The organism is Parabacteroides sp. PF5-6 (assembly GCF_029504695.1).
Classification (GTDB): domain Bacteria; phylum Bacteroidota; class Bacteroidia; order Bacteroidales; family Tannerellaceae; genus QVMG01.
This window is the reverse complement of sequence record NZ_JAQFIN010000001.1, coordinates 298,828-317,906: the sequence shown is the minus strand read 5'-3', so window position 1 is coordinate 317,906 and position 19,079 is coordinate 298,828. Positions and strand designations below refer to the sequence as shown.

Annotated in this window: 13 protein-coding genes; 5 read left to right on the top strand and 8 right to left on the bottom strand. The window is 48.4% G+C overall.

What is annotated here, in order from left to right:
- Positions 1 to 50: 50 nt before the first annotated feature.
- Positions 51 to 2,492 carry a bifunctional aspartate kinase/homoserine dehydrogenase I gene (gene thrA / locus M2133_RS01255; protein WP_277464140.1) on the bottom strand — a complete coding sequence of 814 codons (2,442 nt, stop codon included), beginning with the start codon at positions 2,490 to 2,492 and terminating at the stop codon, positions 51 to 53.
- A 287-nt stretch (positions 2,493 to 2,779) separates the two neighbouring features.
- A complete protein-coding gene (locus M2133_RS01250; protein WP_277464139.1) occupies positions 2,780 to 3,712 on the bottom strand; it encodes a DMT family transporter in 933 nt (310 codons plus the stop codon).
- A 297-nt stretch (positions 3,713 to 4,009) separates the two neighbouring features.
- Here M2133_RS01250 and M2133_RS01245 point away from each other — a divergent pair, with 297 nt between their 5' ends.
- Entirely contained in the window at positions 4,010 to 4,744 is a 735-nt protein-coding gene (locus tag M2133_RS01245; protein WP_277464138.1) for a copper homeostasis protein CutC, read from the top strand.
- An 82-nt stretch (positions 4,745 to 4,826) separates the two neighbouring features.
- Here M2133_RS01245 and M2133_RS01240 read toward each other — a convergent pair whose 3' ends face one another.
- Positions 4,827 to 5,738 (bottom strand): ThuA domain-containing protein, encoded by a 912-nt coding sequence (locus M2133_RS01240; protein WP_277464137.1) that lies wholly within the window; start codon positions 5,736 to 5,738, stop codon positions 4,827 to 4,829.
- Between the two features lie 184 nt (positions 5,739 to 5,922).
- Here M2133_RS01240 and M2133_RS01235 point away from each other — a divergent pair, with 184 nt between their 5' ends.
- Genes M2133_RS01235 through M2133_RS01225 form a run of 3 tightly spaced genes read left to right on the top strand, consistent with a single transcriptional unit; the run spans position 5,923 to position 10,320 of the window.
- Complete coding sequence (locus M2133_RS01235) at positions 5,923 to 6,699, top strand: hypothetical protein (RefSeq protein ID WP_277464136.1); 777 nt, start codon at positions 5,923 to 5,925, stop codon at positions 6,697 to 6,699.
- 59 nt (positions 6,700 to 6,758) lie between these two features.
- On the top strand, positions 6,759 to 7,547 hold the full coding sequence (locus M2133_RS01230) for a DUF1080 domain-containing protein (protein WP_277464135.1): 789 nt from the start codon (positions 6,759 to 6,761) through the stop codon (positions 7,545 to 7,547).
- A gap of 58 nt (positions 7,548 to 7,605) precedes the next feature.
- On the top strand, positions 7,606 to 10,320 hold the full coding sequence (locus M2133_RS01225) for a TonB-dependent receptor plug domain-containing protein (protein ID WP_277464134.1): 2,715 nt from the start codon (positions 7,606 to 7,608) through the stop codon (positions 10,318 to 10,320).
- 3 nt (positions 10,321 to 10,323) lie between these two features.
- Here the strand turns inward: M2133_RS01225 and M2133_RS01220 are convergent, their stop codons facing one another.
- The 4 genes from M2133_RS01220 to M2133_RS01205 form a co-directional block, all read right to left on the bottom strand.
- A complete protein-coding gene (locus tag M2133_RS01220) occupies positions 10,324 to 11,379 on the bottom strand; it encodes a carboxypeptidase-like regulatory domain-containing protein (protein WP_277464133.1) in 1,056 nt (351 codons plus the stop codon).
- A 26-nt stretch (positions 11,380 to 11,405) separates the two neighbouring features.
- On the bottom strand, positions 11,406 to 11,927 hold the full coding sequence (locus M2133_RS01215; RefSeq protein ID WP_277464132.1) for a hypothetical protein: 522 nt from the start codon (positions 11,925 to 11,927) through the stop codon (positions 11,406 to 11,408).
- 223 nt (positions 11,928 to 12,150) lie between these two features.
- Complete coding sequence (locus M2133_RS01210) at positions 12,151 to 13,632, bottom strand: SusD/RagB family nutrient-binding outer membrane lipoprotein (protein WP_277464131.1); 1,482 nt, start codon at positions 13,630 to 13,632, stop codon at positions 12,151 to 12,153.
- 18 nt (positions 13,633 to 13,650) lie between these two features.
- Positions 13,651 to 16,800: a SusC/RagA family TonB-linked outer membrane protein gene (locus M2133_RS01205; protein WP_277464130.1), complete on the bottom strand. Its 3,150-nt coding sequence runs from the start codon at positions 16,798 to 16,800 to the stop codon at positions 13,651 to 13,653.
- 748 nt (positions 16,801 to 17,548) lie between these two features.
- Between M2133_RS01205 and M2133_RS01200 the strand changes: the two genes are divergently transcribed.
- Positions 17,549 to 18,265, top strand: a complete 717-nt coding sequence (locus tag M2133_RS01200; RefSeq protein WP_277464129.1) for a DUF1080 domain-containing protein — start codon at positions 17,549 to 17,551, stop codon at positions 18,263 to 18,265.
- A gap of 11 nt (positions 18,266 to 18,276) precedes the next feature.
- On the opposite strand, the gene argB is transcribed toward M2133_RS01200, so the two are convergent.
- Entirely contained in the window at positions 18,277 to 19,053 is a 777-nt protein-coding gene (argB, locus tag M2133_RS01195) for an acetylglutamate kinase (RefSeq protein ID WP_277464128.1), read from the bottom strand.
- Positions 19,054 to 19,079 lie beyond the last annotated feature (26 nt).

The following is a 19,079-nucleotide window of genomic DNA, read 5'->3' as shown; positions in this document are numbered from 1 at the left end:
AATCTTTCTTTGTCAATTCATTGGTAAATACCATTAAGATGGTTCAATCGCTAACGAATGTTAGCGATTGAGATTATGTCGGAAAAGACCCCTGCCGCCGTTACGTCTGCCCCGGCGCCATAGCCTTTGATCATCATGGGGTATTCGTAGTAGCGTTCGGTGGAGATCATAATGATGTTGTTGCTGCCTTCCAGTTCGTAGAACGGGTGATGGCTGTCGACTTCCTGCAGACCCAGGTGGCAACTGCCGCGGTCCATGGTGGCAACAAAACGTAAATGCTTATGTTCCTTCTCCAGTTTCTGCCGGCGCGTTTCGAAGACGGCATCCATCTCCGTTATAGTCGCCCAGAAGTCGTCCAATGACCCTTCGAAATACTTCTCCGGCAGGATACATTCGAGCTTCACGTCTTTCTGTTCGATCTTATAACCGGCTTCACGGGCGAGGATCACCAGTTTACGGATCACATCTTTCCCACTCAGGTCGATCCGCGGGTCCGGCTCGGCATAGCCTGCCTCTTTCGCCATCCGGATGGCCTGGCTGAAAGGGATCTCCGCGCTGATCGTATTGAAGATATAATTCAACGTACCCGAAAGCACCGCTTCAAGCTTCAGTATATGATCGCCACTGTTCTGAAGATCATTCATCGTATTGATAATCGGAAGCCCGGCGCCTACATTTGTTTCGAACAGGAACTTCACATCCCGCCGACGCGCCATATCCTTCAGTTTCTGATAGGTCTCAAAGCCGGCAGATGCCGCTTCTTTGTTGGCTGCAACCACCGAAACGTTATTATTCATCAACTCTTCGTACAGGGCAGCCACTTCCCGGCTGGCCGTACAGTCCACAAAGACCGAGTTGAAGATGTTCATTTTCAAGATCTCATCACAAAGTGTCTTCGGAGTACTCGGTTCCCCTTTCTCCTTTAAGACCTCTCTGTAGTTCTCCAGGTTAATCCCTTCCCGGCACAGATAGGCCTTTTTGGAATTAGATATGCCGACGATCTTCAGTTTCAATCCGTTTTGTTCCATTAACTTTGGCTGTTGGATACGGATTTGCTCCAACAGGTTTCCTCCTACCGTCCCGACCCCCGCTATAAAAAGGTTTAACACCTTGTATTCCGAAAGGAAAAAAGAGTCGTGGATCGAGTTCAGGGCTTTGCGCAGGTATTTGTGTTTGATCACAAACGAGATGTTTGTCTCCGACGCTCCTTGTGCACAGGCGATCACACTGATACCGGCACGTCCGAGTGTACCGAACAGCTTCCCGGCAATACCCGGCGTACGTTTCATATTCTCGCCTACGATAGCTACGGTAGCCAGGTCTTTCTCGGCCACCATATCACTGATCTCGCCCAGGGAACGTTCCAGTGCAAACTCTTCGTTCAACACCTCCACCGCCAGGTCGGCGTCCGCATTACGTACGGCAAAGGTCGTATTGTTCTCCGAGCTGGCCTGCGACACCATAAAGACGCTGATGCCATTCTTCGCCAGGGTCTTAAAGATACGGTAGTTCACCCCGATCACCCCGACCATACCCAGTCCGTGTACCGTGATCAGGCAGGTGTCATTGATCGATGAAATCCCTTTGATAATCGCTTTGCCTTCTTCTTTGGTCCGTTCTTTGGAGATATACGTCCCCGGCGCTTCCGGGTTGAAGGTATTCAGGATGCGGATCGGTATATTCTTATGGTAAACCGGATAGATCGTTGGCGGATAAATCACCTTAGCGCCGAAGTTACAAAGCTCCATCGCTTCGGTAAAGCTCAACCGTTCGATCACATAAGCCGAACTGATCACCCGGGGATCGGCCGTCATAAAGCCGTCCACATCGGTCCAGATCTCCAACATCGAAGCATCCAGCGCGGTGGCCAGGATAGAGGCCGTATAGTCCGACCCTCCCCGTCCCAGGTTGGTCACTTCGCCGTTCTCCATGCTCGTAGAGATGAAACCGGGCACCAAAGCCACCTTGGGCAGCGGATCGAACGTCTCTTTGATCAGTTTGTTGGTCAGATCAAAGTCGACAATATGTTTATTGAATTGTGGAGTAGTCTTGATAAACTTACGCGAGTCGTAGAGTTTGGCATCGCGGATCACGTTCGAAACGATCACCGACGACAACCGCTCGCCATAGCTCACGATCGTGTCCGAAGTCTTTGCCGACAGGTCATTGATCAGGTAAACGCCCCGGAAGATATTGCTCAATTCATCCAACAGACGCATCACCTTTTCCTGTACTTCCTTGCGCACCGTGGTATCGGGAATCACTCCTTCGATCACATCCAGGTGACGGGTGATGATCTCCGAAAGTTCTTTTTCATAAGCCACATCTCCTTTGGCAGCCATCTGTGACGTGGCGATCAGTTTGTCAGTGATGCCACCCAATGCAGAGACGACTACGACTACAGGTTCTTCTACGGCCTCCACAATCTTTTTTACATTCAAAATACTATTTACGGAACCTACGGACGTTCCGCCAAATTTTAATACTTTCATTTGTATTCAAAACTTTATGTTAAGTGATAAAGAACCGGCTATAACCGGAATGATAAAAAAGACGCAATACTTGATGATTGCAACAACCAGAGGCCTGGCCTCCGCATTGTTATTTGTAGATGCTTACCCCCCAGGGGGTCATTAATGCCCACGTATAATAGGCTAAATTGGCATGGGAGATGCCAGATCCGCGGTTCATTATGTGTAGTGTCGTATTCATTATTACGCGACAAACTTACGAATTAATCTGAAAGCGTCCAAACAAATGGACATTTTATTATCAATTATCAATCATCGACTGTCAATTCTCTTTCCACATCTGCCCGGCTCTTACTTTGTGTCACCAAATAGACGCCCACAAAAACAAACACAGCAGAAACGACTACCGGGAAGTTCAACGTATCCTGCCCGATCAGAATGGCGATCAACGAAGCCACGATCGGTTGCACGTAATTATACATGCTGACGGTCGTCGGCCGAATGCGTTTCTGTGCCGGCGGAAGGAAGAGGTAAGGCAGGAAAGTCGCCCCGAACAGGACAAAGAAGATAGCTGTAAGCTCTTTGTAATCCAACACCTCCCGATTGAACGCCGGCGCATCGATCACATCCTGGAAAGTAAACGGCACCAAAGCCAAAGTGGCAAAAAGGAACATCCATTTCATGATCGTGACCGATGAATAACGGGCAACCAACGGTCGCGACAGGACCAGGTAAAGCGAATACGACAAACTGCTGCTCACGATCATCAGGTTACCGCCCAGGCTACTCGCCTGCTCCGCTTCCACGTTTGCCGAATGCAACACAAGCAACAACGCACCGCATAATCCGAGCAATACCCCGAACGCTTTCATGCGCGTGATCGGTTCTTTCAGAATCAAAGCCGCCAGGATCATCACAAAAACCGGCCCGCCCGTCGTGATAATCGACGCATCCAAAGGCGACGTCAGGCTCAAGCCATTGATAAAAAGCCCCTGATTGACAGCAATCCCGAACATACCACAGACAAACAACAGCCCGATATCCTTCAACGGCACATGCTCTTTGGCCGTAAACAACGAAGTGATCCAGAACATCACACACCCAAACGCCATACGCATGATGGTCAACGCCTCAGGCGTGACGTGCGTAGGAAGCAAATACTTGGAAATCGGAATATTAACGGCAAAAAGGATATAAGCCGCAAAGACAAACAAGTGTCCTTTGAGTTTTTCGTTCATCATACTGGGTCGTTTGCTTAAATGACTGTGCAAATGTAAGGGTTTTATTGATTAGAACCCGTCATTTCTTCCCCGGTTTTAGCGACACGCATAAACACCTATATATAAGCGTATTCCAAGGAGTAGTTATTTGTTGATAATTATCAACAAGTTTGTTGACAATTGTCAACAGATCTGTTGATAGTTATCAACAAATGTGTTGACGGTTATCAACAAACAAATACTCCTATCAGAAAGAAATAGAAATCCCGCCAAAATGGGTTATCTTTGGCGGAAGAAAAAAACGATAGATACATACGAATGAAACGAACGATCGAGATCTGTACCAACTCGGCACAAAGTTGTGTGGAAGCGGAAGCCGGGGGAGCCCGCCGGGTGGAACTATGCGCTGCGATCCCCGAAGGTGGGACGACGCCGAGTTACGGCGAAATAAAAACAGCGCAGGCATTGACCAAAGAGATAGATATCAACGTGATTATCCGTCCGCGGGGCGGAGATTTCCTGTATACGGAGGCGGAAGTAGAAGCGATGTTGCTGGATATTGCGTTGTGTAAAGAATTAGGCGTGCACGGGGTGGTGTTTGGCTGCCTGACGCGGGAGGGAGATATCGATACCGTATTATTAAAACGGTTGATGGAGGCGGCGCGACCGTTGTCGGTCACTTTCCACCGCGCGTTCGATGTCTGCCGCGACCCTTTCCTGGCCCTGGAGCAACTTATCGAAGCGGGATGCGACCGGATCCTTACCTCAGGCCAGCAGGCAACGGCCGAACAGGGCATTCCCCTGATCGCCGAACTGGTTCGCCGGGCTGCCGGACGCATCATCATCATGCCCGGCTGCGGTGTGCGTGAGAACAATATCGCCCGGATTGAAAAGGAGACCGGCGCGACGGAATTTCATACCTCCGCCCGCAGTACCGTCTATAGTCAAATGACCTACCGCAAAGAGAATGTACCGATGGGCAATAGCGCGATCGGCTCTGAATTTGAGACGGTGCAGACGGATAGGGAGAAGGTGAGGGCATTTAAGGGATAAGGGGTTTAAGGGGTTTAAGGGGATTAAGGGAGCCAATTCCTTAAACCCTTTAAACCCCTTAAACCCTTTAAGCCCCTTATCCTTATTTATACTCTTTCCTATAAGTAATCCCCTCTTCCTTCGGAAAATCCTTCGGAACCTTTTGTTTTACTTTGCCGGTGGCAGCCCATTCGGCGCCGCGAAGGAAAGTTACCTGGAAGCCGGTGCACTGCATTGCCGGACTATCCGTTACCGTTTCGCCGGCATGGCCCAACATCGTGTGGAAGATGCGGCCTTTGCCGTAATGCACGGTGAAAAGCAAGGGTTCTTCCCTACCCGATCCGCCGGTTTCTTTATCCGAATAGGCGGTGTACAATAGATTAGTGATATCGCCGGGACCACGCATCCGGTCGTAGAGCTCATCCTTGGCGTGCAGCCATTTCGCAGGCAGGCCTTTGGTGATCGGATGATTCATATCCCGGCCGTTCAATACGTAAGTATGCTGCCGGCCGTGGGAACCGCCGTGACCGGGCGAACTGTCTTTCACCAGACGTCCGTCTTGCCAGTAGACATAGGGACCCGACTTCTCGTTGCGTCCTTCCCAACCGCCCAGGGCAATCATCTCGTTGTAGGCTTTCCAGTCCGGGAAAGCGTTGTCGGCGGCATGATAAACCACCACTCCACCGCCATTCTCCACAAACGCGAGGAAGCGCCGGTTGGTTTCTTCCGGCCAGGCATCGCCATTGTAGTCGAGCACGACCAACTCATAAGCCGAAAAGTCGAGTACAAACCCCGACATATCCTGTCCCTTCTCGGGAGATACGGCCAAATCGACCGTGAACAAACCGGAGTTCTCCATTAATTGTTTGAATACAACGTGGCTCACCTTCCAGTTATGGTTGTTCTGTCCGGTAACGACCAACGTTTTAATGGGTTTCTTTGCCGAAAGAGCAAAGACAAAAAGTAAAGAAAAGGCCACTGCGGCCAGCTTGCGAAAAGAAAAGTGCTGTTTCATGATCGTATTATCTATGGATTAAGATTCGTTTTACCCGAGCAAATGTAATAAAATCAACTGAAATATATACTTTTGCTGCATAAAGAAAGACAGACAGATGAAATTCACTTACAAAGTACTGCTATTATTTAGCCTAATATTCCTATGCCCCCCCGTTATCTCGGCAAGCGATTACCACGAGCAGATGAAACTGCTGATCTATTCGCCCCGTTACTTCGGGCCGAATGCTTTTCCGATACCGATCCTTCGCTCGGGCAAGGTGAGCGAACGCTACGAGGCAGAGGTCAGAGGGGAATATCATTACTTTAGCGGCGACAAAACGACGAACCTATACACCCGGGCGCTTCTTCCTTTCTTCCGCGGGAAAGCCGGGATTGAAGTCAGCATGAATCTCTTCGAAGAGTACGAAATGACGCAGGAGATTGTGGACGAACGATACGCCGTCGGACGGGAAAGCCCGATCACCTTCCATGGAGACGTTATCGTGACGGCTTTCTTTCAGGTCTTGAAAAGTGAGAAGTGGCTGGACGCGATGGTGAATATGACCCTGAAGACAGCCAGCGGAGGCCGGGTATGCGATGCCCGATATACGGATGCAGCCAGCTACTGGTTTGATGTCACCGCCGGGAAAGACCTGATCAAAGCCCGGGGTAGCGACAACCTGTCGTTGCGCCTGCAGGCGATGGTCGGCTTCTACTGCTGGATGACCAATGAGATCATCCACCGCCAGAACGATGCGATCCTGTTCGGCGCCGGCCTGACTGCCCACTACCGTAGCTTCACCCTGACGACCGACTTCTCCGGAATCAGCGGATACAAAGCAAACGGCGACAACTCCATGGTCTGGCGCAACAACCTGCGATACGAACTGAAGAAGAACATCCTCTCCTTCCGCTACAATCACGGGATAAAAGATAATCTGTACGACACCTTGTCTTTGGGTTATATCCGTTGCTTTTAAACGAATAAATCCTTTTCTTTGTATCAAATTGATTGTTAATCTTTAAATACTTCAAAATCATGAGAACAGCTTTCATCCTACTCTCTCTGTGTTTCTGCCTGACAGCCTGCAACACCAAACAACAAACAACCGAAAAAGAAGAATGGGTATCCCTCTTCAACGGTGAAGACCTCGACGACTGGACCATGAAGATCACCGGCTATCCAGCTGGCGAGAACTTCGGCAATACCTTCCGCGTAGAAGACGGCCTGATGAAAGTGCGCTACGATGCCTACGACAGCTTCAACCAGCGCTTCGGTCATATCTTCTACAACAAAAAGAAATTCTCGCACTACAAACTGCGGGTCGAATACCGCTTCGTAGGCGAACAGGCCAATGAAGGTCCGGGTTGGGCCTACCGCAACAGCGGCGCGATGCTGCATTGCCAGTCGCCCGAGAGCATGCATATCGATCAGGACTTCCCCGTATCCATCGAAGCCCAATTCCTGGGTGGCGACGGCACAGGCGACCGCCCCACCGGCAGTGTCTGTACCCCCGGCACCGAAGTCTATCTCGAAGGTGTGCCCTATAGCGGCCATTGCGCCTCTTCCACGTCTGAGACCTACCATGGCGACCAGTGGGTAACGATCGAACTGATCGTCCTGGGCGACAGCATCGCCCACCATGTCATTGCCGGCGATACGATCATGACCTACACGAACATCAGCGTGGGCGGCGGCAACGTCAGCCCCAAACCCAACATCCCCGACGGCCCCCTGAAAGAAGGTTATATCTCCTTGCAATCCGAAAGCCACCCCGTCGATTTCCGCAAAGTGGAGATCTTAGATTTGAGTGGGCAATACAAATAAGATAGCTACCGAAGGTTCGCGCTGACATCTTCATTCAACCCCTGTCAATTCGCTGCACATGAGAAAGTATTTAGTAAGAGCCATGATTATCCTCAGTTGCGTTTGTGCCCAACTGAGCGAGGCACAACACACGCTGACACACGAGCGGGTGATGGAGCAGATGGAAACGCAATTATCGGTCTATCCATTGGAAAAGCTTCATCTGCATCTGGACCGCACTTCTTTCTTTCAGGGAGAAAAGATCTGGTTCAAGGCCTATCTGACAGATGCTTTTCTTCTGCCTTCCCAGTCAGGAAGTCGTTATGTGTATGTCGAATTGATCAATCCGGCAGGTTTGGTCGCCGAGCGGGTTATGGTACGTTCGGAAAACGAACTGTTTCAAGGGAATCTTCCCCTGCCGGAAGATTTAATCGAAGGCAATTACACCTTGCGCGCCTATACCCGCTACATGAAAAATATGGGTGAGGACCATTATTTCCGGAAAACGATACAGGTAAACAGTGTCATGGGGGCACAGATACGCCCGCATTATGTCTTGGACTATAAACCGGAGAGGAGAAAGGCGGAGGTTGAACTGTATTATACGGTCGGGCATTCGGCAGAGAAGATCAAACCGGACCGTTTACAGTTCCTGACCTGGAAAGAACAGTTGCAATCCATACGTATGGATAAAGACACCATTGCCCGGTTCACTTACGACTTGTCGCCCGACGAAGACGCACCCGCCGTCATTCATCTGGAAGCCGATAATTTCCGGCATTATATTCCGCTGACCACCACACAGGAAGATTATGAAGTGATTTTTTATCCGGAAGGTGGCTATATGATTAACGGCGCCCTGACGCGGATGACGTTCAAAGCCATGAACTCCGCGGGTTTGGCGGAAGAAATAACCGGCACAGTGTACAACCAGAAAGGAGAACGAACTGCCGAAATAAAGACCACCCATGCCGGTATGGGGCTTCTGGCAATCGTAGCCAAAGCGGATGAATCGTATTACGTGGAATGTACGAACAAGAATAATGTAAAGAAACGGTTCGATCTGCCCAAAGGCGTTTCCGGAACCTTTGGCATACGCACGAATACGAATAAGAATCATCTGATCGTAGGCCTGACCCATGCCAGCGATACGCCGGTGCCGGATGATCTGACGATCCTTATCCACAAAAACGGGGAAGTTTACTTCTTCGATCGCTTCCCTTCGGCGCAAAAAGAAATGGTCTTACCCTGGGATATGTTGTCGCACGGCGTATTGCAGGTCATGTTGTTAAATAAAGACCTGAACCCGCTGAGCGAACGCCTGGTCTTTTCTCCGTTAAAGGAGAAAACCATCGTTCGGATAACTCCGGATAAAGCCATTTACCATACGCGCGAAAAGATATCGATCGATCTGGATCTGGAGAATGAAAACGAGATGCCGTTGTACGGAAACTTATCCGTTGCCATTACGGACCGCAAGGATGTGGACGTCGATCATCAGCTGACGATCGCCTCTACCCTGTTGTTGACTTCGGAACTGAAAGGGCATATTGAGAATCCGGCGTACTACCTTCGGCAGGATGATCCGAAAGCGGCGTATGCGTTGGATCTGTTGTTGATGACCCAGGGCTGGCGACGCTATGATATACCGCAGGCGATACAAGGGCATTTCATTTATCCCGAAGTCGTGCCGGAAAGCACGCAGGAATTGACGGGCACCATCACCCGCATACAATCGACTAAACCCATTGCCAATGGAGAAGTCGCGCTGATGCTGAAATACAAAGACCGCGAAGAGTTTTTCGATCAGGCCACCACGAATGAGAAAGGAGAGTTTGCCTTTGCCCATATCGAGTATTCGGACAGCACCAAGTTGTTTATTCAGGCATTGAACGAAAAAGGGAAAGAACAGGTACAGGTCAATCTGGATAAAATAACCTATCCGCCCGTTGAGAAATCCGACCGGCCTTATATGTTGACTGCAGAGAAAGAAGAAGAATCCCTTCCAGCCGAAGAGGATCTGAATCTTATACTCAAGAAAGCGGAAGAAAGAGCGAAGTATGATGAGAATATGCAGATCATCAACCTGAAAGAAGTCGTAGTGACCGCGGGAAGAATAGAGAGAACATCCGGAGCGGAACGTTCGCATTATGCTTCGGAGAATACGACGGTAATCGATTTCGCCAAGGAGTTGGAAACAAAATACTATTCCTCGCTCACAGAGCTTTTCTATGAAGTACCCGGTGTGCGTATTGCGCTGGATGCTGACGGAAACAAAAGAATACTTATAAGGGAATCGGTTAGCCTTGACATTGAAAGTCAGGGCGGCTATTCATTTGCCAGGGTATTTATCGAAGGAATGCCTACGGAGGATGCGGGCATACTGGATCGAATCAATATCTATGAAGTCGCTTCGGTCGAAGTGTATAAAGGAACCGAAGCCGCCGTATTCGGCATGTTGGGAGGAACAGGCGTAGTGAATATCATTTATAAGAAAGAGACGAAAGTCGCCGAACGACCCACCTTCAACAAACTGACCACAGCGCTTCCGGGCTACCAAAGAGCGGTTGAGTTTTACGCGCCTAAATACGAAACGCCGGAGCAGAGAAGCAGTTTCCTGCCGGATTTGCGCACAACCATCTACTGGAAACCGGATCTGTTCACGAATGAAGACGGCAAAGCGCGCTTTGAATTCTATTCCGCCGATACCCCTACGGTCTACGATATCGTGTTCGAAGGGCTAACAAACGACGGACTTCCGGTCCGGAAGGTAGAGAGTATCCGGATTGAATAAAGATTACGGTTCATATTCTTTGGGCAAGGTGTCCCCTATCCTTTTGTGGGCCATACTTCCTGAGACCAGGACATCCCGCGCATCTTCCAGGTTTCCGTACGTGTCGGCTTTAAATGTCAATTTCAGGAAACGGATATTGGAGACTTCCGATGGCACGCGCTCGTTCTGAACGATGATTTCTGCTTTCGGCGATTTACGGGTCGCATAATGAGGATCGAGATACGCCAATAAATCCGTATGCAGGGTTACTTTTTTCTGCCAATCATTCAGGGGAATACTTTCGACCACGAACATTTCCTCCGGCCGGTTCAGCGGTTGCATATAATAACGGCTATCATTCAATTGCTGCCGCACCAGGTAACGGAAAAACTCTGTCGAGGAACCCAGGTAGGTGTTTCTTCTCTTCTTTTTGATGGAAGCATTGCCTTTACTTGTATCATGGAAGGACATATAACCCAAATACAAAACACTTTCAATATCGCTACTCAACAGAGTGACAGCCTGGTATTGGGCTTTGAACTCATTCAATTCGACAGTCACCAGATAGCCTAACGTTTTATTATTGACAACAATCGGCTTATGGCAAAACGCATGTAAAGTTTTCTTTTCTTTGTTGTAATAGAAATAGATATCCTCTTCGTTTTGTATCACACAAGCTCTGCCTGCATTGGTCGTACCCAGAAATTCTCTTTTGAATGCCTGCATCATCTGTTTGCGGGAGAAAGGGCTGTCGGTATCCACAACCACTTCATCAAACCGGTTTTCTTTCTCTTTCATAACCATCGTTTCCGGCAACTGATCGAAAGGATTGGCAAAGATCAGCGTTTCATATACCACATGGCTAATGATCAGTTTAGTGTTCAGCCGTTGCTTTACCGGCAGTTCGAAGCGCCCGTCGGCATCCGTAATCGTATGATAAGCCGTCCCTTCCAGATAGACATTGGCATTGATCACCGACTCTTTCGTGGCGCTATCGATAACAACGCCCTTCAATACCTGTGCATAAACCGCTTGCAGAGGGAGTGAAAGGAGTATCAGGTATAGGAGTCGCTTTTTCATCTGTTGATTTCTTTAATTAAACGCAGCTATTGAGAAGAAATAAAGCGGACAAGCTTATAGATATGTTCGGGCTTCTGCATATCGATTTTCTCGGCAGTAACGAATTCGCGAATACTCGCTTCTTTGTCTTGGGGGAAAAACTTACAGAAGGCTTTCAGCGTATTGAACTTTTTCATTTTCTCTCCGTCGACGGAAAGATAATATGTGTTTTGCGGAATGACTTCGTAGACATTGGTATCTTTGAAATCAGGCGCTTCGTGTCGCATCAGGCTAACATCGGCCTGCGTGATCGTTCCGCCGTGAGTGACCTGTCCCATCGCTCCCTTTTTCCCTCTATTGGCTATCTTGGTTTTCCAATCGATATATAAGGTATAATCCGAGAAAGCTATCACTTCCAGAAAATGGTTGGCATGGGGAATAAACCGGCGGTCGCCGACCGTCACCGACTCGATCCGATCCAGATTATCGAGGATCAACTGCTCTCCGCCCTGGATAAAGTGCATTTCCTGATTGATACAATCGTAGTTGAGCGGCACTTTAGTAACCATGCGATTCTTTTGCACAACACTCCCTTGCGTAAAATCGCCAAAAAGTACCGGAGATTGTTTCATTGCTTCAACCTGTGCATTCCCTTCTATCTGCGATAAGAAAAGGAAAAAGAGTAAACATAAAGAGAAGTGTTTCATAACAAAAAGATATTATCTCCGACAAAAGCGGCCTCATCACGAGGCCGCTTTCCTTTAGAGTGTGTTTATAAATAATAACCGTCGGTTAATTGACGCCGGTTCTTTTATCCCAGATCAGCTGTTTGCCCCAGCAATGGTCTACAATACCTTGCCGAGTAACCGCTTCATTTACATATTCCGTATTGTACAGATACTGATTGTTCGGATAAGGCAAGCGCATCGGTTGTACGTTGTGAATACCTTTCCATGCAGATTCGATAGGAATATAGTTTGTCGTCGGAACACCTGTACGGCGATACAACGCCCAGGCTTCGTAGTTGTTCTTAAACAATCCAACCCACATATCCCACCAGATCCGTTCTTTCGTATTGTCCCACTTGCCTTTGCCGGCCAGGTAAGCCTCTACGTCAGCTTCTTCAATACCATTGTCTTCCATAGAAAGACGAACGGCTTTTTCGTAAGCTTCCTGTGCGCTCATGCCTACGTTCCATCCCATCATAGCCGCTTCGGCCAGGATGAAGTAGGTTTCGCAAGCCTGGAAATAAGGCGTAAAGCCAGCGGGTTCCTCGCGATACATCGGACCGATACGGGAAGTCGTATTCAGTGCCGGCATATTAGCTGCAGCCAGACCGTTCACGATACCGCGGTATTCCCCGTCGGAAGCAGCCGGTTTAGCAATGGTGTGCAAACGCGGGTCATTCATCTCTTTCAGGTAATTGATAAAGATATCCGACAGACCGAAGTCGTCACGGGTACGCATATTGTCATACCAGGGTTCAAAGTAGCTACCCGATCCCTGCCACCAGAAATAAGCGGCATTGTCGTTGCTGTCGATCACCGGGAACTTCGAAGGGTTGCCACAGATCTCTTCGATGGTACTTTTCGCCACATCCGGCATCACAGCCGACAGACGCATAGCCGTACGCAAGCGAATGGAGTTCAAGAAACGTTGCCATTTCTTCATATCCCCATTGAACAGGAAGTCGCCTTCACCCAATGCGTCCGTACCCAAACCGTTACCCAGTTCGTTGGCGATAGAGGCCATTTCAGTCATTACTGCCCGATATACATCTTCTTGCGGATCGTATTTGGATTGCAGGATACTACCCTCTTCCACCGAACCTTTCAAAGCTTCCGAATACGGGATATCACCCCAGCCATCCAATGCGTACAACCAGTTGTAGTTTTGCCAGATCCGGCAAACAGCACGCATATTCTTGTTTCCTTCCGCTTCCTCTTCCGTCAGCGCCAGGATCGTTTTAAACTGTGAATTGACATGATAAATAGCATACCAACGGTTACCATAGGTATTATCCGAAGGAATGATACCTCCCTGAAAATCCGGATACTGTATCTTATTGATATAACCAGCCCAGGTTCCATATCCGCCCAGGTCGCCCCCCATCGTGGAGCTAATATAGCGGATACCATATCCCAACACATTGGTATGAGGAACCGAATTGTACGCATCCGGGTCCGTATTGATTTCATCAAAGCTTCCGGTACAAGCCGTCATCAGTAACGCTGTAGTAAAGAGCGCTACACCTTTTTTCCATATATTTTTCATATTCATATCTCCTTTCAATTAAAATGTAAGACCTAACTTCAAACCAATGCTACGGGAAGACGGCACAGCAGATTGTTCGAAACCAACCCCGCGGCTATCACTGGATACCCCACCGGTTTCCGGATCCAAACGCATGGTATTTGATTTATGTACCCAAAGAAGAGCCAGGTTAGAACCGATCACAGATACGGTTGCTTTGCTGAAGTACTTTGTCTTGGCCAGGATCGAGCGCGGCACATTATAAGAGACATAAGCTTCACGCAGTTTCAGGTAAGAACCGTCGAACACATACGCTTCAGACGCGCTGTATTGCCAGCCAAACCAGTCCTGAGCGGTGGTTTCCATCGTGTTTTCCACCCAGTTACCACTGGCATCCTGCATCACAAAACGTTCGTCGGTCATCATATCTTTACCGGCAACGATTGCGTGTTCACGGATACCGTTCTCTGCGGTTGTTTTTGCCGTACCGGCAGCATAACCGTGAGACATGGTTTGCGACCAGATATCTCCGCCAATACGCATATCAAGGAAGAATCCGAATGCCCAGTCCTTGATGCGGAAGTCATTCCGCCATCCGGCCAGGAAGTCCGGAGAGACATTACCGATGGGTTGTCCGGATTTGGTCATCGCCTGTCCGGTAGTGCTTAACTTGATCGCACCATCCTCTGTACGGTCGAAAGCAGTAGCCGTCAGCGTACCCCAAGGCTCACCTACCTTCGCGAAGTTAGAAATACCCCAGGTCCAACCCATGGAATAAGTATCCAATCCCGGATAGAGAGATACGATCTTACTCTTATCCTTGGAGAAGTTCAATGTGCTGGTCCAGTTCAATCCGCTCTTATTCTGAAGGATTTCACCGCGCAGTTGTACTTCAATCCCTCTATTTTCGATTTCACCGGCATTGATCAACATCGAACCGAAGCCGACTACGTTTGAAGTCGAAACCGACATGATCTGATCTTGCGTTGATTTATAATAGTAAGCCACGTCCGCGTGCAAACGGTCGTTGAAGAAACCGACATCCAAACCGACCTCCCAAGTCTTGATACTTTCGGGTTTCAGGTTGGAGTTCGGATAAGTCGCACTCTTATACATCTGGGATACCCCATTATAAGAAGTAGATACCGCATAATAGTAGGCACTGTTCCGATAAGCTGAAGTAGCCGAACCGATTTCAGCCCAACCGCCACGCAGTTTCAGGAAGCTAAGCACATCCCCTTTGATGGATGGGAATGATTCGGTAGCAATCCAGCTTAAACTTACTGAAGGATAGAAGAAATTATCTTTGATCGTGGAAGACCAGTCGTTACGCGCGCTTAAGTCCAGATACAACTGATTGCGCCATCCAACCGATCCCGAAGCATAAACGGAATTGGAACGGATATGACTGTGGTCCATCGTAGCAGTGGCATCACCCGACTTATTGGTTAAGGTGTACACGCCTAATACGGTAAGAGCCGACGCTCCCAGGTCGTTGGTTTCCCATTGCAGGTCACGGTAGTTGGCACCTGCCATGGCAGAGATATTGAAATCGCCGAAAGTCTTGTTGAACGTAGCGATAAAGTCGGCGTTAAGCTCCGAATTCTTTATTGTCCGTTGCAGGAAACCACCGTCAGGCCAGTCGGAACGGTCGACATAATGCCGCTCAAAAGATTGCGCGTTATAGTGGTCGAACCCTAAACGTCCTTCGAATTTCAGGAATTCAAACGGTTGATAATACAAAGAAGCTTTTCCAAAGAAACGGTCACGCTTCAAGCTGTTGGTATTTTCATGTACCGTGAAATAAGGATTCATGTGATAGTTGTTATTCCAGTTGTAGTAGGTATAATTACCTGCTGCATCCCGTTGGTCCCAATTTTCCTTCAAGGTCTTCATATTGATCTGACGGGCAGACCAGGCGAAAAGACTATTGATCGGGTTGTTACCTCCATAACCCTGTCCAAGCAGGTTACCACTTTCCGTACGGGTATAGTTCATATTCCCATCGAAACTCACATAGTCGTTCAATTTGATATTCGTATTGAGCTGACCGCCATAACGTTTCTGATCGGTATTAGGCACCGTACCTCTCTGATCACGATAAGAAAGAGATGCACGTGTACTTGCCTTTTCCGAATTCGCCTGTACCGATATGGTATGATTCATAGAATAACCGGTCTGGAAGAAGTCCTTGATATTATTCGGACGAGAGATCCAGTCGGTCGCTACGCCATTGCTATCGTATTGTTTCAATTTCAAACCGACATCCAAACGCGGACCCCACGACTCATCGTAATAGTCGTTTACCCCATTGGCACCGTCCAACCAGTTGAAACCATAGGTTTCGGCATACTGCTGATACGTCAGATCCGGACCATGCATCTGCCAATGATGCTCATCACCGGCGGAACCTTGTCCGTAGCTGTTTTGCAGCTTGGGAACGGTAGAGATACGGTCGACGGTAAAGTTTCCGTCGTAAGAGATGGTTACCCCACTGCCCTTTTTACCGGACTTCGTGGTGATCAGGATTACCCCGTTACCGGCACGCATACCGTACAACGCAGCAGATCCCCCTTTCAATACGGTCATCGACTCGATATCTTCCGGGTTAAGGTCGTTCAAACCCGAACCGTAGTCTACCCCATTGTAATAGTTATCCCCCGTACGCTGAGAAGCATTCGAGAAAGGCACCCCATCGACAATGATCAACGGTTGCTGATCGGCTGCCAATGAAGAGTTACCACGAATAGAAATACGGGAAGAGGCTCCTACCGTACCACTAAACTGGTTTACCTGTACCCCGGCTACCTTACCGGTTAAAGATCCTGTTAAAGACAATTGCCCTGCCTGAGTCAGTTCTTCCGATTTGACCTCCTGCACGGCATAACCCAGAGATTTTTTCTCGCGGGAAATACCCATAGCGGTAACTACTACCTCGTCCAGCGCTTGCGTGTCTGTTTGCAACATAACATTTACAACAGAACGAACAGCCACTTCCTGAGATGCCATCCCCACATAAGAAACAACCAGTACTTTCGCATCCGCCGGCACATCCAGAGAGAACGCACCGTTAAAATCGGTTACTGTACCAATCGCTGCTCCTTTCACCATAATTGACGCTCCGATAACCGGCTCATTATCCTCCGCAGAGGTAATCGTACCGGTCACTCGTGTGGTCTGAGCCGTCATAACTCCTATGCTTATACATAAGCATAATAACAAATAAGTCAACCTTTTCATAGACACACTGTTTACATTAATTATAAATAAATGATTCAAAAAATTTCTTCCCAAACGAACAGATGAGACAAAAGAAGAGTAGGCCTGCCGAATGTGACTTCTGCAAACGCTAAACAAGCATAAGTAGATGCTGATAATTTAAACCTCCGTTTTTTTTATCCGATTTAGCACACTCCGTTGGCCTTACTTCACTCATACAATTCCGTCATAATAGTCTATTAACAAGAGCTTAGCTCAAGAGCTCTACGTCAATCTGTGTTTTTTATTCATTTTAAATAAAACCGACATTTTACATACACCCATAAAACGCCATTCTATCAAGGTTCTCAAGTGTATTCGGTGCACTCTTTCTCAAGAGAAAAACACTCTGTCAACCTTGTTTCTCATGGCAAATATAACAAATTATTTAATTTGAAAACATTTTTTCTATGTTTTATCAAATAAAATGTAATAAAAACATTAAACAGCCACAAAAAGAGTAGCTGTATACAAACATTTGGAACAAACAAGACAAAGAGCAAAAGAATAGTTTACCCCGTCCTTTCCCCAACTATTATCAGTAAAAGCATGCGTAATAAAGCCTTTTATCAACGCCCAAAAGAATGCTTTTTGGAAAATTCCGACAGCGGATATGCGCATTCTGGAGAAGAATGGATATATTTGAGCGTTTTATGAACCTACTTTATATACCGATAGCATGAGATATATTATATGTATAGTCGCATCCCTACTTCTTTCGTCTGCCGCCAACGCGCAGGAAAACAAATGGATCCCGCTGTTTGGCGAAGACCTCACGGATGCCACCTTTGATCCGGAGGCCTGGAAGATGACCGGCCAGGTACTCACCGCCACCCTGGATGCCCCGATCTGGACGAATACGGAATACGAAGACTTCGAATTGGATCTGGATTTCAAGAACGACAGCGGAACCAATAGCGGTATTATTATATATTGTACGCACCGCGGAGAATGGATCCCCAATTCGGTGGAGATCCAGATTGCCGACGACTACTACACGAAATGGGCGGATGCCAAATCGTACGAACGTTGCGGCGCCATCTACGGACACCTGGGTCCGACCCGGGATAAGGTCGTAAAGAAAAATGGCGAATGGAATCACATGCGCGTACGCTGCGTGGGGCAACGGATCACCGTGATCCTCAACGGAAAGAAAGTGACGGAAATGGATATGGCCTTATGGACCTCGGGAACGGAAAACCCCGACGGCACGGAAATCCCCGCCTGGCTACCCAACCCGCTGGCCGAACTGCCCACCAAAGGCTTTATCGGTCTGCAAGGAAAACACGGCGAAGCCGGCATCTCCTTTAAAAACGTAAAAATCAGAAGCGCGCACAAGACAGGATTCCCGCAGGAAGCCACTGACGAAGAACCGATCGAAGAGCCCAACGAATAAAGGAACGCCGATCAATCAACAACGATCCTCGTTCCTTTCCCCTTATGAATATCTGAAGCTTGAGTAATAACGACCGCTGCCACGCCGGCATCGATGGCTTGAAAGGCGTTTTCCAGTTTGGGGATCATACCGCCCTGAATAACGCCTGTTTCGACATAACGCCGGAAATCCTGCCGGTTGATCTCGGGGATCACACTCTCATCGTCGTTCTCATCCAATAAAACCCCTTTCTTTTCAAAGCAAAACATAAGCGTCACCTCAAAATGTTTCGCCAACGCCTTAGCGGCCTCTCCGGCAATCGTATCGGCATTGGTATTCAATAAGGACCCTTGTTTATCATGTGTCAACGGTGCCAGTACCGGCACCACACCCTGGCTGATCAAAGAAGCCAACAGATCGGCATTCACCTCTTTCACATCACCCACAAAGCCATAATCGACTGTCGTCACCGGGCGTTTCTCCGAACGCATCAGGTTCATATCCGCACCCGTCAAGCCCAACGCATTCACATGCAAGGCCTGTAGTCCGGCAACTATCGCTTTATTCACCAACCCGCCATACACCATCGTAACCACTTTCAGCATTTCCGCATCCGTAATCCGGCGACCATCCACCATCCGGCTCTCAATGCCCAACTGCGCCGCCAATTTCGTTGCCGAACGCCCTCCGCCATGCACCAAAACCTTATGCCCCTCAATCAGAGAGAAATCCTTCAATAGCTGACGTAATGTATCGTCTTCCTCCACAATCTTGCCGCCAACCTTCACCAGGGTAAGTTTTTCTTTCATTTATCTATCTTTTTTTATTTAAACGC

Excerpts from the sequence above, each read along its gene's own strand:
- thrA (WP_277464140.1), bottom strand. The coding sequence starts at position 2,492 with ATGAAAGTATTAAAATTTGGCGGAACGTCCGTAGGTTCCGTAAATAGT.
- M2133_RS01250 (WP_277464139.1), bottom strand. The coding sequence starts at position 3,712 with ATGATGAACGAAAAACTCAAAGGACACTTGTTTGTCTTTGCGGCTTAT.
- M2133_RS01245 (WP_277464138.1), top strand. The coding sequence starts at position 4,010 with ATGAAACGAACGATCGAGATCTGTACCAACTCGGCACAAAGTTGTGTG.
- M2133_RS01240 (WP_277464137.1), bottom strand. The coding sequence starts at position 5,738 with ATGAAACAGCACTTTTCTTTTCGCAAGCTGGCCGCAGTGGCCTTTTCT.
- M2133_RS01235 (WP_277464136.1), top strand. The coding sequence starts at position 5,923 with ATGAAACTGCTGATCTATTCGCCCCGTTACTTCGGGCCGAATGCTTTT.
- M2133_RS01230 (WP_277464135.1), top strand. The coding sequence starts at position 6,759 with ATGAGAACAGCTTTCATCCTACTCTCTCTGTGTTTCTGCCTGACAGCC.
- M2133_RS01225 (WP_277464134.1), top strand. The coding sequence starts at position 7,606 with ATGAGAAAGTATTTAGTAAGAGCCATGATTATCCTCAGTTGCGTTTGT.
- M2133_RS01220 (WP_277464133.1), bottom strand. The coding sequence starts at position 11,379 with ATGAAAAAGCGACTCCTATACCTGATACTCCTTTCACTCCCTCTGCAA.
- M2133_RS01215 (WP_277464132.1), bottom strand. The coding sequence starts at position 11,927 with ATGGTTACTAAAGTGCCGCTCAACTACGATTGTATCAATCAGGAAATG.
- M2133_RS01210 (WP_277464131.1), bottom strand. The coding sequence starts at position 13,632 with ATGAAAAATATATGGAAAAAAGGTGTAGCGCTCTTTACTACAGCGTTA.
- M2133_RS01205 (WP_277464130.1), bottom strand. The coding sequence starts at position 16,800 with ATGACGGCTCAGACCACACGAGTGACCGGTACGATTACCTCTGCGGAG.
- M2133_RS01200 (WP_277464129.1), top strand. The coding sequence starts at position 17,549 with ATGAGATATATTATATGTATAGTCGCATCCCTACTTCTTTCGTCTGCC.
- argB (WP_277464128.1), bottom strand. The coding sequence starts at position 19,053 with ATGAAAGAAAAACTTACCCTGGTGAAGGTTGGCGGCAAGATTGTGGAG.